Below are 13,481 nucleotides of genomic sequence, written 5' to 3' on the forward strand. Positions count from 1 at the left end.
AACGACAAGTCCAACGAGGTGAAACGAGATGACAGGACAACAAACAGAGCGGGTGCCGACCGCGCTCCAGGGTCAGTACGACGCGATCACCGCGTTGACCGACCCGTTCTGCGAGGCCCATTTGAATACGGAGTACAGGGATCTCTGTCGACGGATGGTCGCGAAACTCTGCCGGAAACGACCCTCGCCGCTTGCCACGGGCAAACCGAGCACCTGGGCCTGCGGGGTCGTTTACTCGGCTGGACGCGTCAACTTTCTGTTCGACAAAAGCCAGACACCGACCATGACTGCCGAGGAGCTGTGCTCACCCTTCGGCGTCAGTAAGAGCACAGGCTCGGCGAAATCGACCGCGATCCTCAAATGGCTCAATTCCCATCAAGGCGATCCCAATTGGACACTCCCCAGCCGGATTGGCGACAACCCGCTGGCCTGGATGATTCAGGTGAAAGGCTTTATCCTCGATGCTCGGACGGCCCCTCGCGAGATTCAAGAAGAAGCGTTTCGGCTTGGGTTGATCCCCTATCTGCCGTGAGCGGCAACGAGGAGACGAAGAGGGATGGATCCGGTTGTCGTGATCGATTTCGAGACCACCGGCCTGTCGCCGGACATGGGCGACCGTGCAACCGAGATCGCGGCCGTCTTCATCCGCGACGGGCGCATCGTCGATCAGTACCAGAGCCTGATGAATGCCGGTGTTCGCATCCCATCCTTTATCGAGCACCTCACCGGGATCAGCAACGCCATGGTGCGCGAGGCACCGCCGGCCAGCCAAGTCATGGCGGAGGTCGCGGACTTCGTCGGCGACTATCCCCTGGTCGCCCACAACGCCTCGTTCGACCGCAAGTTCTGGGATGCCGAGTTGGCACGCATCGGGCGCAGGACACCCCAAGCCTTCGCCTGCTCCATGTTGGTCTCCCGTCGCGTCTTACCTCAAGCACCCAATCACAAGCTCGGCACCCTGGTCGAGTACGCCGGATTACCGGTCACCGGCCGCTATCATCGAGCGCAGGCCGACGCCGAGATGGCGGCGTATCTGACCCTGTATCTGGAGCGGGCCTTGATGGAGCGGTTCGGGCTTCAGGCCGTCTCGCATGATCTCCTTGGCAGGATTCAGCGGACGGCGAAGACGCAGCTTGAAAACTGCATCGCGCGTTACGGCGGGGCGGCAGCGGGAAGCGGATGAGCGTTGCGACAGGGGTGTTTTGATGCCAACCGAGGGCGTATCACGGAACTTCGGATTTCTTCGGGCCTATGAGCAACAGCTTGATCGCCTCGGCGCCCTGGCGGAACGTTATTTCGCCGATGATCCCTCGACCTGCCTCATCAAGCTCCGCCAGTTCGGCGAGGAGCTGGCCCGCCAAGTGGCCGCTCGGAGCGGTCTTCTCGCGACCCCGGACGAGCTGCAATCGGACCTGTTGCGTCGTCTCAAGTTCGAGCGTGCGGTGCCTCCCGAGGTCCTCGATCTGTTTCATCAGGTCCGGATTGTCGGCAACCGCGCGACGCACCATGGGGACGGTGATCACCGGGATGCCCTGACGACGCTCAAGATCGCCCGGCAACTGGCGATCTGGTTTCACCGGACGTTTGGAAAAGATGCGGGTTTCAAGCCCGGCCCTTTCGTGCCGCCGACCGCGCCGCAGGCGGCTTCGGAATCACTCATGGAGGAGCTGGAACAGTTGCGCGCCGAACGGGCTCAACTGCTCGGCAAGGCCGAGAAGTCGCGGGAAGCGGCCAAGGCGGCGAGGGTCGCCCATGAAACCGCCGAGGCCCGCGCCCGCCGGATCGACGAGGAGCGAGAGTTGTGGGCCGTGATTGCGCAGGACGCGGAGGACCAGAAAAACGCAGCACTGGCCGACCTGCTTGTCCTCCAGACGGCCGCCGCCCAAGCCACGCCGCAGCAGAAGGCCCGCCGGCAGCAACAGGCCGAGCAAGCCGCCAAAGGGATCGATCTCGACGAGGCCGCGACGCGCGCCATCATCGACGAGCAACTGCGCATCCGAGGTTGGGAAGCCGATACCAAGGTCCTGCGTTACAGTCAGGGCGCGCGCCCGGTCAAGGGCAGGGCGATGGCGATTGCCGAGTGGCCGACCGCGAGCGGTCCGGCCGACTATGCGCTCTTCTACGGCTTACCCTGTCTCGGCACGGTGGAGGCGAAGCGCGAACGCAAGAACGTCTCCGCCGCCGTCGATCAGTCCGAGCGCTACGCGCGCGACATTATCCTCGAGGACGGCGAGGCGGAGGCGAGCGGGGGGCCGTGGGACGCCTACCGGGTCCCCTTCGTCTTCGCGACCAATGGACGGCCCTATCTCAAGCAGATCGAGACCGAGAGCGGCATCTGGTTTCGCGATACCCGCAGGGCCACCCATCACCGCCGCGCCCTGAACGACTGGCCGACGCCGGATGGGCTCAAGGCCCGTTTGGAGATCGACATCGAGGCCGCCCAAGCGGCCCTCAAGATTCAGCCGATGGTGTTCGGCTTCCCATTGCGGCCCTATCAGCAACAGGCCATCAAGGCGGTCGAGGAGGGCATTGCAGAAGGATTGCGGTCCCTGTTGGTCGCCATGGCGACCGGAACCGGCAAGACCAAGCTCGCCATCGCCCTGCTCTTTCGCCTGCTCAACGCGAAGCGCTTTCGCCGCGTCTGCTTCGTGGTGGACCGCAGCGCCCTGGGGCAGCAGACCGGCGGGGAGTTCTCGTCCACCAAGGTGGTCGGGACCAAGACCTTCGCCGACATCTTCGATCTCAAAGGACTTGACGCCACCGGTCCCGAGCCGGAAACCAAGGTCCACATCTGCACCATTCAGGGCCTGGTGCGCCGGGTGCTCTACAACGCCGATCCGGCTGATGTACTGCCCATCGACCAGTACGATCTGATCGTCATCGACGAGTGCCACCGGGGCTATCTCCTCGACCGCGAGCTGTCCGACGGCGAACTCAGCTTCCGCAGCGAGGCGGACTACATCTCCAAATACCGCCGGGTCCTGGAGCACTTCGACGCGGTCAAGATCGGCCTGACCGCGACGCCCGCACTGCATACGGTGCAGATCTTCGGCGATCCGGTTTACACCTACTCCTACCGCGAGGCGGTCGTCGACGGCTACCTGATCGACCATGAGCCGCCGATCCAGATCACCACCGCCCTCTCGCAGGCAGGGATTCATTTCGGCAAGGGCGAGCAGATCGAGCTGCTCGATACCAAGACCGGCAAGATCGACCTGTCTCATGTCCCGGACCAGATCGACTTCGAGGTCGAAGCCTTCAACAAGCAGGTCGTGACGGTCAACTTCAACAAGGTCGTGGCCGAGGAGCTGACCAAGCACATCGATCCGGACCTGCCGGGCAAGACCCTGGTCTTTGCCGCCACCGACGCCCATGCCGACATCGTCGTCGATCAGCTCAAGAAGGCGTTCAAGGCGCGCTACGGCGAGATCGAGGACGCCGCCATCCGCAAGATCACCGGCAGCGTCGATCAGGTCAGCGGCCTGATCCGCTCCTATCGCAACGACGACCTGCCGAAGATCGCCGTCACAGTCGATCTGCTGACCACCGGGATTGATGTCCCCAAGATCACGAACCTCGTCTTTCTGCGTCGCGTCAACAGCCGCATCCTCTACGAGCAGATGCTGGGCCGGGCGACCCGGCGTTGCGACGAGATCGGCAAGGAGACCTTCCGCATCTTCGATGCCGTCGATCTCTATCCGCATCTCCAGAACCTGACCGATATGCGCCCGGTCGTGGTCAACCCCTCGATCAGCCTGGAACAGCTCTTCGAGGAGCTCGCCAAGGTCGAGACGGACGGGCACCGCGCGGAGATCCTCGACCAAATCCTGGTCAAGCTGCGCCGGCGTCTCGGCAAGCTTCCCGACGAGGCCCGTGCCGAGTACGAGGCGCATGCAGGCGAAACGCCCGAGGCGACGCTGAAGCGCTTGGCGGAGCAGCCGCTCGATACGAGCGTCGTCTGGATCACGTCAAGGCCCGGTCTTGGCCGTATCCTCGACTGGGAACCGGAGGCGTATGCGTCACGGCGAATCCCGATCTCGTCTCACGATGATCGGATTGCCGAGGTCGTGCGCGGCTACGGGTCCGCCGACAAGCCCGAGGATTTTCTCGACGGCTTCACCAGCTACGTGCGCAACAACGTCAACAAGATCGCCGCCCTGACGGTCGTGGTGCAGCGCCCGCGCGAGCTGACCCGCGCCAAGCTTCGCGAGCTGCGCCTTGCGCTCGACAAACTGGGTTATTCCGATGCCAACCTGCGCCGGGCGTGGCAGGATGCCCGGAACGAAGAGATCGCCGCCTCGATCATCGGGTTCGTCCGTCAGGCCGCCCTCGGCGACGCGCTGATTCCCTTCGAGGAACGGGTCCGCGCCGCCATGCAGCGGATCCTCGCCAAACACCCCTGGAGCGACCCGCAGCGCAAATGGCTCAAGCGCATTGCCGAACAGGTCGAGCGCGAGATCGTGGTGGATCGCGCGGCGCTCGACCGTGAGCCCTTCCAGGCGCATGGCGGTTTCAGCCGTCTCAACAAGGTGTTTGACGGCCAGCTCGAAGCCGTTCTGGGCGAGCTGAACGAGGCGCTCTGGAGCAAGGCAGGATGATCAGGCTTGATTCCGAGGAAAAAGAAATTCTGGAGGCATTTGAGTCCGGAAATCTCAAAAGGGCAAAAAGTGCCGTTGACGAGAAGAAGACTCATCAAGCCATTGCGGACGCCACGTTCAGGAAGGACGCACGTATCAGCATTCGCCTTTCCTCCAAGGATCTTCGTGCGTTACAAGCACGGGCGTTGCAAGAAGGAATCCCATGCCAAACGCTGGTATCCAGCGTACTGCACAAGTTCGTCGACGGCCGATTGGTCGACAAATCGGCGAAGAAGTAGAATGCAGCGAGTAGGTTGGGCAAAGCCTGCACGATGCGCTCGCAGGCCTCGCTCGTAAGACCGTTGCGCCAGGCAAAGCCTGGAAGGAGAGGAAGATAGCGAACGGATAAGCCAATCGGAAACTCCTTTTTCGCTCGTGACACCCGCTCTGCGGTGTCACGCATGCCCCTGGCGCTCTGCGCCACGAGCCACGATGGCCGGAGGTACGAGCAAGGCCCGCTCGCAGAAGAACCGCGACGGTGGACGGGCCTGCCTATCCCACGTTCTGGGGCCACCGCCGCTTCGCCCGCAAACGTATCGGCCGCATTCTCAACAGCATTCGAGAGTTGAGCAGGACAGAACCGCGCATGTCACTCGTAATCTCTGATGAAACACTGCACGCCGCGCACCTGACGGCTGCCGAGCTCAAGCAGGAATTGGCGATCCTGCTCTTTGCGCAAGACCGCCTCACCCTCGTTCAGGCCGCTGCCCTCGCCGGGATGCGCCCGCTGCCCTTCCAGCATCTTCTCGCCGGTCGGGGCATCGGACCGCATTACGACGTGCCGGAATTCGAGCAAGATTTGAAGACCTTGAGCAGCCACGGACCCGCCTGACGTGGTTGTCTCGAATACTTCGCCCATCATCAACTTGGCCTGCATCGGTCGGTTGAACCTGCTGCCCGCGTTATATGGCCAGATCGCGATACCTGCCGCGGTTTTTCATGAAATCGCCGTCATCGATCCGGAAGCGCCAGGCGCTGCGGAGATTCGCCGCGCGCCCTGGGTCCAAACTTGGAATGTCGCCAATCGACCGCTCGTCGCCGCCCTGAGTCTTGAGCTTGACCCTGGAGAGTCGGAGGCAATCGCCTGCGCACTTGAGCGCCAAGCCAGCTTGCTCTTGATCGATGAGCGACGCGGGCGGAGCGTGGCACAGCGCTTAGGGGTGCCAGTCATGGGACTGCCAGGTGTTCTCCTGCTGGCCAAGCAACGGGGAATCATCGGGAACATTCGCCCTCTGCTGGATGCACTTCGGCACACTGCGGGATTTTGGATCACCGACGCGCTCTACGCACGGGTAATGGAGGAAGCGAGCGAAACATGACAGATTAAGCGCCGGGACTTGCAGGATGGGCGCTCCCGTCCCGCGTCGCTGGCGACCGTCGAACACATCGCGCGGGCTTTGCCCATCCGACACCCTGGGGCCACCGTGGTAGGCGGCAAATCTGGAATTGCCAGGTAAGAGCGCGACGCTTGACCGACACCCACCCCTCTTTATCTCAGGATCGACCCGAACCCCACAATGACCGAGAACGCGACCCGCGACATCGTCGCCAAGCTCTGGAACCTCTGCCACATCCTGCGCGACGACGGGGTGACCTACAACGAATACGTCACGGAGCTGACCTTCCTGCTCTTCCTCAAGATGATGCAGGAGACCGGGCATGAAGACCGCATCCCGAACGGGTACGGTTGGGAGGCATTGTCGAAGCGCGAGGGCCTCGACCAGCTCGAATATTACCGCCGCCTGCTGCTGGATCTGGGCGACACCAAGAAGACGCAGGACCCCACCATTCTCGCGATCTTCGCCGACGCGGGCACCAAGCTGCGCAAGCCCGCGAACCTCAAATCCCTGACCATGGCCATCGACAAGCTGGACTGGTTCTCGGCGCGCGAGGAGGGCCTCGGCAACCTCTACGAGGGCCTGCTCGAGAAGAACGCCGCCGAGAAGAAATCCGGTGCGGGGCAATATTTCACGCCCCGCCCGCTGATCGACTGCATCGTTCGCCTGACGAAGCCGCAGCCCGGCGAGGTGATCCAGGACCCGGCGGCAGGGACGGCGGGCTTCATCGTCGCCGCCGACCACGACATCAAGGTGCGCACCGACGATCTGTTCGAGCTGACCGAGAACCAGGCGTTCTTTCAACGCCATCTCGCCTACCGAGGCGCCGAGCTGGTTCCGGACGCACATCGGCTGTGTCTGATGAACCTGATGCTGCACGGCATCGAAAGCAGCGTCGCCTGCGCCGACACCCTCTCGCCGGACGGCGAGGCCCTCGGCAAGGCCGATCTCATCATGACCAATCCGCCCTTCGGCACCAAGAAGGGCGGGGGTAGGCCGAACCGCTCCGACTTCTCGATCACGAACGACACCTCGAACAAGCAGCTCGCCTTTGTCGAGCACATCGTCCGCGCGTTGAAACCCGGAGGACGCGCCGCCGTCGTCGTGCCCGACAACGTCCTGTTCGAGGACAACACCGGGCGACGCTTGAGGACCTGGCTCATGGAGTTATGCGACCTGCATACCGTCCTGCGCCTGCCGACCGGCATCTTCTACGCACAGGGCGTGAAGACCAATGTGCTCTTCTTCACGCGGGGGAAGACCGACAGGGCCAACACCAAGACCGTCTGGGTCTATGACCTGCGGGCCAACATGCCTGCGTTTGGGAAGACAAGACCGCTCACCGTGGCTGACTTCGCGGAGTTCGAAGCGGCGTTCGGTGATGATCCTTACGGCAAGGCGGCGCGGACCGACCAGGGCGAGGCCGGGCGGTTTCGGTGTTTCACGCGCGAGCAGATCAAGGAACGGAACGACAACCTCGATATCGCCTGGTTGCGCGACGAGAGCGAGGACATCGAGGAGCGGTTGAGCGATCCAGACGACATCGCTGCTGCCATTATTGTGCATTTGCGTGCTGCGCTTGAGGAGATTGAGGGGTTGACGGAGGAGATGGAGCCCGATGCAGTCACAAGCGAGGAGCTCGCATGACTCAACTGCCGCGCGGCTGGTGTGGCGCCAAGATCGGAGATCTCTGTGGCTTGGTAAACGGCAAGGCTTTCAAACCATCTGATTGGCGCGAATCCGGCTTGCCAATAGTGCGAATTCAAAACCTCAACAACCCGCACGGGCCTTGATCATCGTTTGGTCCAAAACCCAGCGCAAGAGCGAGAATAGCTGCGGTCTTGGCTTGCAAATCAGAATCTTACGCTTGGGCGCCGTACTCTCGCCGGCTAGGTGGACCAAACGATGATCGAGGCCCCCGCACGCACCGTTTAACCATTTCGACGGCGAAATCCAGCAACAATTCCTCATAGATGAAGGCCAGCTGCTCTTCGCGTGGTCTGGCACTCCAGGAACATCCTTTGGCGCTCACGTCTGGAAAGGAGGAAAAGCGGTCCTTAACCAGCACATCTTCAAAGTTGAATTCAATGAAACCCATCTGGATAAGCGATATTTCCGCTATGCCATCAACCAAAAGCTGCAATATCTAATTGACTTGGCGCATGGCGGAGTTGGTTTGCGGCATGTTACCAAAGGGAAGTTTGAGAATACCGAGATACCTCTGCCTCCCCTAGATGAACAACACCGTATCGTCGCCAAACTGGACAGTCTTTTCGAGCGCACCCGCCGCGCCCGCGAGGAACTGTCCCATATCCCACGCCTGATCGAGAATTACAAGAAGGCGATTTTGGAGGAGGCGTTTCGGGGGGATTTGACGAGGGATTGGCGTGACGCTCACGATGTGCTTGTGGAATCCTGGGGTAACCGTACTTTGGACACCCTCCTCACCGGAATAAGAGCCGGAAGAAATCTGCGCTGCGAAGAACGCCCACCACGTGAACACGAACGAGGCGTCGTAAAGGTCAGTGCTGTGACTTGGGGGACCTTCGATAAGGGCCAGGCTAAGACATTGCCTACTGTTTTTAATCCATCTCCAGACACGTTGATCCGCAGCGGAGATTTCCTGTTTTCCCGAGCCAACACTATTGATCTCGTTGGCTCTTGCGTCATTGTCGAGGACGCTCCGGACAACCTATATCTCAGTGATAAAGTCTTGCGCTTGGACATGCCGAACGCAGCAAAACCCTGGGTGCTGTGGTTTCTCCGGTGTCGGCAAGGACGGGAACTTCTAGAGAATGCATCGACTGGCAACCAACTATCCATGAGAAACGTTTCTCAGTCCGCATTGCGCGCTATCGCATGTCCTTGGCCAACCGAACCAGAAAGGCATGAGATACTTCGGCGCATCGAGTCGAGTACGGAAGCGATTGAGAGGATAAAGTTTGAGCAATCAGTGGGTGCAAAGCTTCTCGATCATCTCGATCAAGCCAACCTCGCCAAAGCCTTCCGTGGCGAGCTCGTCCCCCAGGACCCGAACGACGAGCCGGCATCCGTCCTCCTGGAGCGCATCTGCGCCGCGCGCGCAAAGCAGCCCAAGGACACCCGCAAAGGGCGCGGCAAGACTGCCAACGCGAAAGTCGCCGCCTAGCCGCTCCCCGTTGATGCCAACCAAACCCCAAAGGAGCAATAAGACCGAGCATGAACAAAGGAAAGAAGATCGCAGGGGTGACCCGCCAACGGGTCGGTCAGCTGATGCGCACCCTGTTCAAAATCCTGCTGGAGCATCCAGACGGCATCCAGGCGCAGCTTGCACCCGGATCGCTGGAGCAGCCCGAACGTCCAGTTGGCGCAGGCCGATGAACGGACGATCTCCTCATCCCCCAAGCGACCGGGCGGGAGCCGCCATCTGGAGCAAGGGCCACGGCGTCAGATCTGTCCCCTCGCTCAATCCAGCCCGTGGGCACAGCGCCACCAGGATCGACCGTCGGAGTTGTTGGCACGCCCATCATCTGCTAGCGTCTCGATACCGGATATCGTGTATGGTCATTGGGCACGTGACGAGACGACGGCCATAAGAGTGAGACACGGGCTAGACAGAATCTGTCCCGACGGAGATAGACATATTCGGTCTATCTCACCTGACCGACACTCTGTCTAATCCACTGTTAGCTGGCACTAGAGATTTGCAGATGGACGAGTACTCAATAGAAACTAGAACAGAAAAAATCTTCGACAGGAAAACAAAAGAATATTTCCTTGAAATTCTTAGCTCCTATCAGCAGGGGAATTATCGTTCTGCCACTGTCATGCTTTGGTCCGTGGCAATATGCGATCTGTTGTACAAGCTAAAGCAAATGCATGATATGTATGCAGATCCCGTAGCAAAAGGAATCCTGGATGAAGTTGAACGCATTCAGACAGGTAATCCAAGATCATCCGAGTGGGAATTTAAGCTGGTCGAACTGATATCAGATCGTACAAATCTTCTAGAAACGTCTGACATTGATCATCTTGCGCATCTTCAGCAACAACGACACCTGTCTGCTCATCCAGTATTATCTAGCGACCTAGAGCTTCATCGCCCAAATAGAGATATACCTCATATAGGCACAAGCTCGCATTTCTTGAATGCCTGGAATTTCAGCGTGAGTAAAGAGTCCAGCTCCTTCTTGTGCGTGGTGTGCGTTTGTTTTAGGCAGTCGGTGATTGCATCTCGGAACTCGGCGAAATTGGGGTAGTATTTCGAGTAGAGGACTTTTTTCTTGACGAACTTCCACAGCCTCTCGATCAGGTTTAAATTCGGTGAATAGGCGGGAAGATAAAGCAATTCGATATTCAGTTGCGAAGCCAGCGCTGTGACGATATTGCACTTCTGATAGCGCGCATTGTCCATAACCAACGTGATCGGCACGTCGAGATTCAGCATAGCAATGCGTCGTAACAAGTCGCAGACGCTTTCTGCGGTGATATAGGTATCGTTCGTCACCATCACCAGTTCATGTGTGATCGCGTTCAGCGCACCGAGCACATTGAAACGCTTCCTCCCGGCGGAAGTCTTTACAAAGAGACGGGAGAATGACCACAGAATACCGAGAAAGGCACCCAATACAAAGTGAGCAGCATCGACAAAAAAATAGCGCGTTTGCCCTGTCTCGCTTCTTCGAGTCGCGGCTCTAACTTGTTGATACGAAAATGCTCTTGCTCCTCAGGGTCGGCTTTCGAGGGTATGGTTCCAACTCTTCTCGGAGCCATGCCGAGCGAATTGAGAAACCGCCCCACGGCGCTCGGACTGCGCTTGATTCCCGTCAGCTCCTCGATCATGGTCGCCGCCTCGTTGATGGTCGCAGGCGGATGCTTGCGGAAATGGACTTCGAGTCGATAGCGATGCTGCTCCAACTCGCTCGTCGGGGCATAGAAGTTGAGCTCCGTCAGCCTCTTGATACCGCCGGATTGAAACATTCCGAGGTACTGCCGTAAAGTGTTGCTGGAAATTCCCGCGAGCCGACAAATCTCCCGGTGCGCAAGGCCCTGGCTCTTCAGCCACAGCGCCTCCATTCGCCTGCGCACCCTTGGGTGTGGATGCGCGTAACGCAACTGCTGTATTTTCTTCAGATCCTGCTCGGAGAACTCGATTCTGATCATCGTCGTAAAAAAACTACAAGGTGGCTCGTCGGTAGCGACAAGTTTAACTCGGAGTCAAAACGTTATCGAGCATTGATGAGAGTCGACATGAGGAAAGTGCAGTTCATGCCTATAAGAGGTATACCGTTCGAGCATTAATACGTAACACATTAGATGGAATACTAACAAAGCCACCAATATACACCAGGAAGGTTTTTGAAGATTTTGTTGCTGATATTGCAGCCTCCTCTAGCATTTTGATAAAGGACGAGACTCTAAAATCATATCTTGAAAGCAAATACTTATCGCGCACCGATAAAAAATTAGAACAAAGCTTAGTTCGCTCTCTTTGGAAGTTAGTGTTTAGATTGCAAAACTCGGACTGCGACAGGAATCGTAGCATTAACTATCGTGCTTTGGAGTTGCTTATTAAAAGAAATGCACCAGAAATGGTTGCGGCTATAGGGGCAGATAAAGATTACTTTAGCAATATCGCTCATTCGGGCGATCCGGTCGTTTATCTTGTATACCTGCTTTCAAACCATCCAGCATTTTATTCAGAACTCACAGAGGCTGCTAAAGTTATTATTGGTCATGCTGTGACAACCACTGTAACTGCGAGATGCTTAGGTTGGTTTGTAAAACCTTCTTTGCGAGTTCACGCAGATGATCTAATGGCTTGGTTAACTGGCGATGAATGCCCGGATTTGCCAGAGGATGCGATACCTGCTTTAAGAAACTTGTCTGACTCACCTGAATGGGATGGTCTTAGGAATAAATTGCTGAATGCCTATTACGGAAGAAGCGGGTCATACGACAAATCTGATGAGCGCTTTTCGCTAGCTATTAAACCGTACATTCATGGATATGGAGGCGACGACTTAATTGATCTGCTCGGTCAAATTGAAGCAAATGACCAAACATATGGGCGGAGAGGTGCACGTAGCCATCACCGCATGGTCAAAGAACGCTGCGATGCTGCACTAGGAGTGGCTTTTGACTATACTCCCTATCCGCATTTTTATCGGTCGATCGCATGACAGCTAACACGGCGCTCAAATTGGACGCAAATTCCGCTGCGCTCCATTTACGCCATCTAGCTTGGCGTTAGGCATATCTGGAACGCTAGTGCCGAAAATCTACTATCCAAACAACTGTGGCTCTCAGGCAATATTCAGATTTTGCGATGAAGTTGCTACACATGCGGGATGCGACGAGCTAATAATCGACTTTTCATCAATGGGGAGAATTGAGCCATTTACGATGGTCTACGTGGCCAAGGTTATAAGGGAATTTAACAGAAACAACCCTGGTACCACAGTTGCCTGCTGCGGCTTTCAATACAAGCAATATCCCGCAAATATGGCATTCTTCCGCGCTTTTGGACTGAAGCATGGCAGAGAGCCTAACTGTACAGACGGAAATGATAGGTTTGTTCCGTTTACTATTTTGCGAATGAAGACAATTGTTGACGAAGCATCCAGTGAATGGAAGGCCGAACAAGAAATAATCGAGACTCGATCTGCGCAACTTGCGAGAATATTAGCGCAAGACGAAACCAGTGATTTAGTTGATGCCCTGACATTTTCTATTAGGGAAGTTATGAGAAATGTATTTGAGCATAGCAAATCGAGAAGCATCGAATATTGCGCGCAATATTGGCCAACTTATCACAGAGTTGAAATTGCGATCGCGGATAGCGGCATCGGACTAATGGAGTCACTGAAAGGCAATCCTTACATACAAGTTCAATGCGACGCAGACGCGATACAGCAAGCCCTGATGCCAGCAGTTTCTAGTAAGAATTACGAAGGAATAAGGGTGGATCGCAATGATCCTTGGCATAACTCTGGTTTTGGGCTCTATATGATAAACAGGCTATGTCGTCTCGGAGGAAGTTTCATAATTTGCAGCGGTTACCATGGGATAAAGTTAAATGACCACGGGAAAACACATATGGAGCTAAAGCACTATTGTAAAGGCACCGTTGTTCGTATGGTGCTAAACACTAGTAAACTAGCTTCGCTTTCCCACATGTTAACCCAGTTTCGTGAAGAGGGGTACATAATTGCGCGGCAAATAAAGGGAGTCGGCATGTACGAGGCGTCTGCCGCATCTCAGATGCTGTCGAGGGATTTCAAGCAAAACGCCTAACAGGGAGCATGGGGTCAAGTCTTGAATGGAACATGGGGTCAAGTCCTGAAATTGCAGGGTAAAACCGGGACAGACCCTGAGGTATCCCCACGAAAAAATCTTATACGTTTATTGTCACATACAGAAAGCGCAGAAAGCGCAGAAAGCGCAGTCAGGTCTTGCTTTTTGCCCTTCCAAACAATGAAGATGCCCAGCAAGTGAATAAACGGCGACCCAAGAACTGCGGCCGGCT

12 protein-coding genes and 1 pseudogene are annotated in these 13,481 nt (G+C 57.2%); 12 read left to right on the plus strand and 1 reads right to left on the minus strand.

Going from position 1 to position 13,481, the window contains the following annotated elements; translation table 11 throughout:
• The first annotated feature begins 28 nt into the window (after positions 1-28).
• From BDD21_RS13515 to BDD21_RS27830, 10 genes are all read left to right on the plus strand, one after another.
• A complete protein-coding gene (locus BDD21_RS13515) occupies positions 29-532 on the plus strand; it encodes a DUF6398 domain-containing protein (protein WP_120797599.1) in 504 nt (167 codons plus the stop codon).
• A 24-nt stretch (positions 533-556) separates the two neighbouring features.
• Positions 557-1,183, plus strand: a complete 627-nt coding sequence (locus BDD21_RS13520; protein WP_120797600.1) for a 3'-5' exonuclease — start codon at positions 557-559, stop codon at positions 1,181-1,183.
• A 22-nt stretch (positions 1,184-1,205) separates the two neighbouring features.
• Complete coding sequence (gene hsdR, locus BDD21_RS13525) at positions 1,206-4,598, plus strand: type I restriction-modification system endonuclease (RefSeq protein ID WP_120797601.1); 3,393 nt, start codon at positions 1,206-1,208, stop codon at positions 4,596-4,598.
• Positions 4,595-4,876, plus strand: coding sequence for an antitoxin (locus BDD21_RS13530; protein ID WP_120797602.1), 282 nt, complete (start codon positions 4,595-4,597; stop codon positions 4,874-4,876). Before hsdR ends, BDD21_RS13530 begins: the two co-directional genes overlap by 4 nt.
• 347 nt (positions 4,877-5,223) lie before the next feature.
• Positions 5,224-5,469, plus strand: coding sequence for a UPF0175 family protein (locus tag BDD21_RS13535; RefSeq protein WP_093190196.1), 246 nt, complete (start codon positions 5,224-5,226; stop codon positions 5,467-5,469).
• A 1-nt stretch (position 5,470) separates the two neighbouring features.
• Positions 5,471-5,956: a PIN domain-containing protein gene (locus BDD21_RS13540; RefSeq protein ID WP_120797603.1), complete on the plus strand. Its 486-nt coding sequence runs from the start codon at positions 5,471-5,473 to the stop codon at positions 5,954-5,956.
• A 198-nt stretch (positions 5,957-6,154) separates the two neighbouring features.
• Complete coding sequence (locus tag BDD21_RS13545; RefSeq protein WP_120797604.1) at positions 6,155-7,621, plus strand: class I SAM-dependent DNA methyltransferase; 1,467 nt, start codon at positions 6,155-6,157, stop codon at positions 7,619-7,621.
• Positions 7,618-7,767 carry a restriction endonuclease subunit S domain-containing protein gene (locus BDD21_RS13550; RefSeq protein ID WP_211335051.1) on the plus strand — a complete coding sequence of 50 codons (150 nt, stop codon included), beginning with the start codon at positions 7,618-7,620 and terminating at the stop codon, positions 7,765-7,767. Before BDD21_RS13545 ends, BDD21_RS13550 begins: the two co-directional genes overlap by 4 nt.
• Before the next feature lie 191 nt (positions 7,768-7,958).
• On the plus strand, positions 7,959-9,122 hold the full coding sequence (locus BDD21_RS28640; protein WP_245969919.1) for a restriction endonuclease subunit S: 1,164 nt from the start codon (positions 7,959-7,961) through the stop codon (positions 9,120-9,122).
• Between the two features lie 50 nt (positions 9,123-9,172).
• Entirely contained in the window at positions 9,173-9,334 is a 162-nt protein-coding gene (locus BDD21_RS27830; protein ID WP_170164751.1) for a hypothetical protein, read from the plus strand.
• 739 nt (positions 9,335-10,073) lie between these two features.
• Here BDD21_RS27830 and BDD21_RS13560 read toward each other — a convergent pair.
• Positions 10,074-11,116: pseudogene (locus tag BDD21_RS13560) on the minus strand (IS630 family transposase).
• 401 nt (positions 11,117-11,517) lie between these two features.
• Between BDD21_RS13560 and BDD21_RS27465 the strand changes: the two are divergent.
• Both BDD21_RS27465 and BDD21_RS27470 read left to right on the plus strand, forming a co-directional pair.
• Entirely contained in the window at positions 11,518-12,135 is a 618-nt protein-coding gene (locus tag BDD21_RS27465; RefSeq protein ID WP_147431078.1) for a hypothetical protein, read from the plus strand.
• An 88-nt stretch (positions 12,136-12,223) separates the two neighbouring features.
• A complete protein-coding gene (locus BDD21_RS27470; RefSeq protein ID WP_147431079.1) occupies positions 12,224-13,249 on the plus strand; it encodes a hypothetical protein in 1,026 nt (341 codons plus the stop codon).
• Positions 13,250-13,481 lie beyond the last annotated feature (232 nt).

Source organism: Thiocapsa rosea, from assembly GCF_003634315.1.
GTDB lineage: Bacteria > Pseudomonadota > Gammaproteobacteria > Chromatiales > Chromatiaceae > Thiocapsa > Thiocapsa rosea.

What these genes read in the sequence shown, in the direction of transcription:
- BDD21_RS13515 (WP_120797599.1), top strand. Translation starts at nt 29, where the DNA reads ATGACAGGACAACAAACAGAGCGGGTGCCGACCGCGCTCCAGGGTCAG.
- BDD21_RS13520 (WP_120797600.1), top strand. Translation starts at nt 557, where the DNA reads ATGGATCCGGTTGTCGTGATCGATTTCGAGACCACCGGCCTGTCGCCG.
- hsdR (WP_120797601.1), top strand. Translation starts at nt 1,206, where the DNA reads ATGCCAACCGAGGGCGTATCACGGAACTTCGGATTTCTTCGGGCCTAT.
- BDD21_RS13530 (WP_120797602.1), top strand. Translation starts at nt 4,595, where the DNA reads ATGATCAGGCTTGATTCCGAGGAAAAAGAAATTCTGGAGGCATTTGAG.
- BDD21_RS13535 (WP_093190196.1), top strand. Translation starts at nt 5,224, where the DNA reads ATGTCACTCGTAATCTCTGATGAAACACTGCACGCCGCGCACCTGACG.
- BDD21_RS13545 (WP_120797604.1), top strand. Translation starts at nt 6,155, where the DNA reads ATGACCGAGAACGCGACCCGCGACATCGTCGCCAAGCTCTGGAACCTC.
- BDD21_RS13550 (WP_211335051.1), top strand. Translation starts at nt 7,618, where the DNA reads ATGACTCAACTGCCGCGCGGCTGGTGTGGCGCCAAGATCGGAGATCTC.
- BDD21_RS27830 (WP_170164751.1), top strand. Translation starts at nt 9,173, where the DNA reads ATGAACAAAGGAAAGAAGATCGCAGGGGTGACCCGCCAACGGGTCGGT.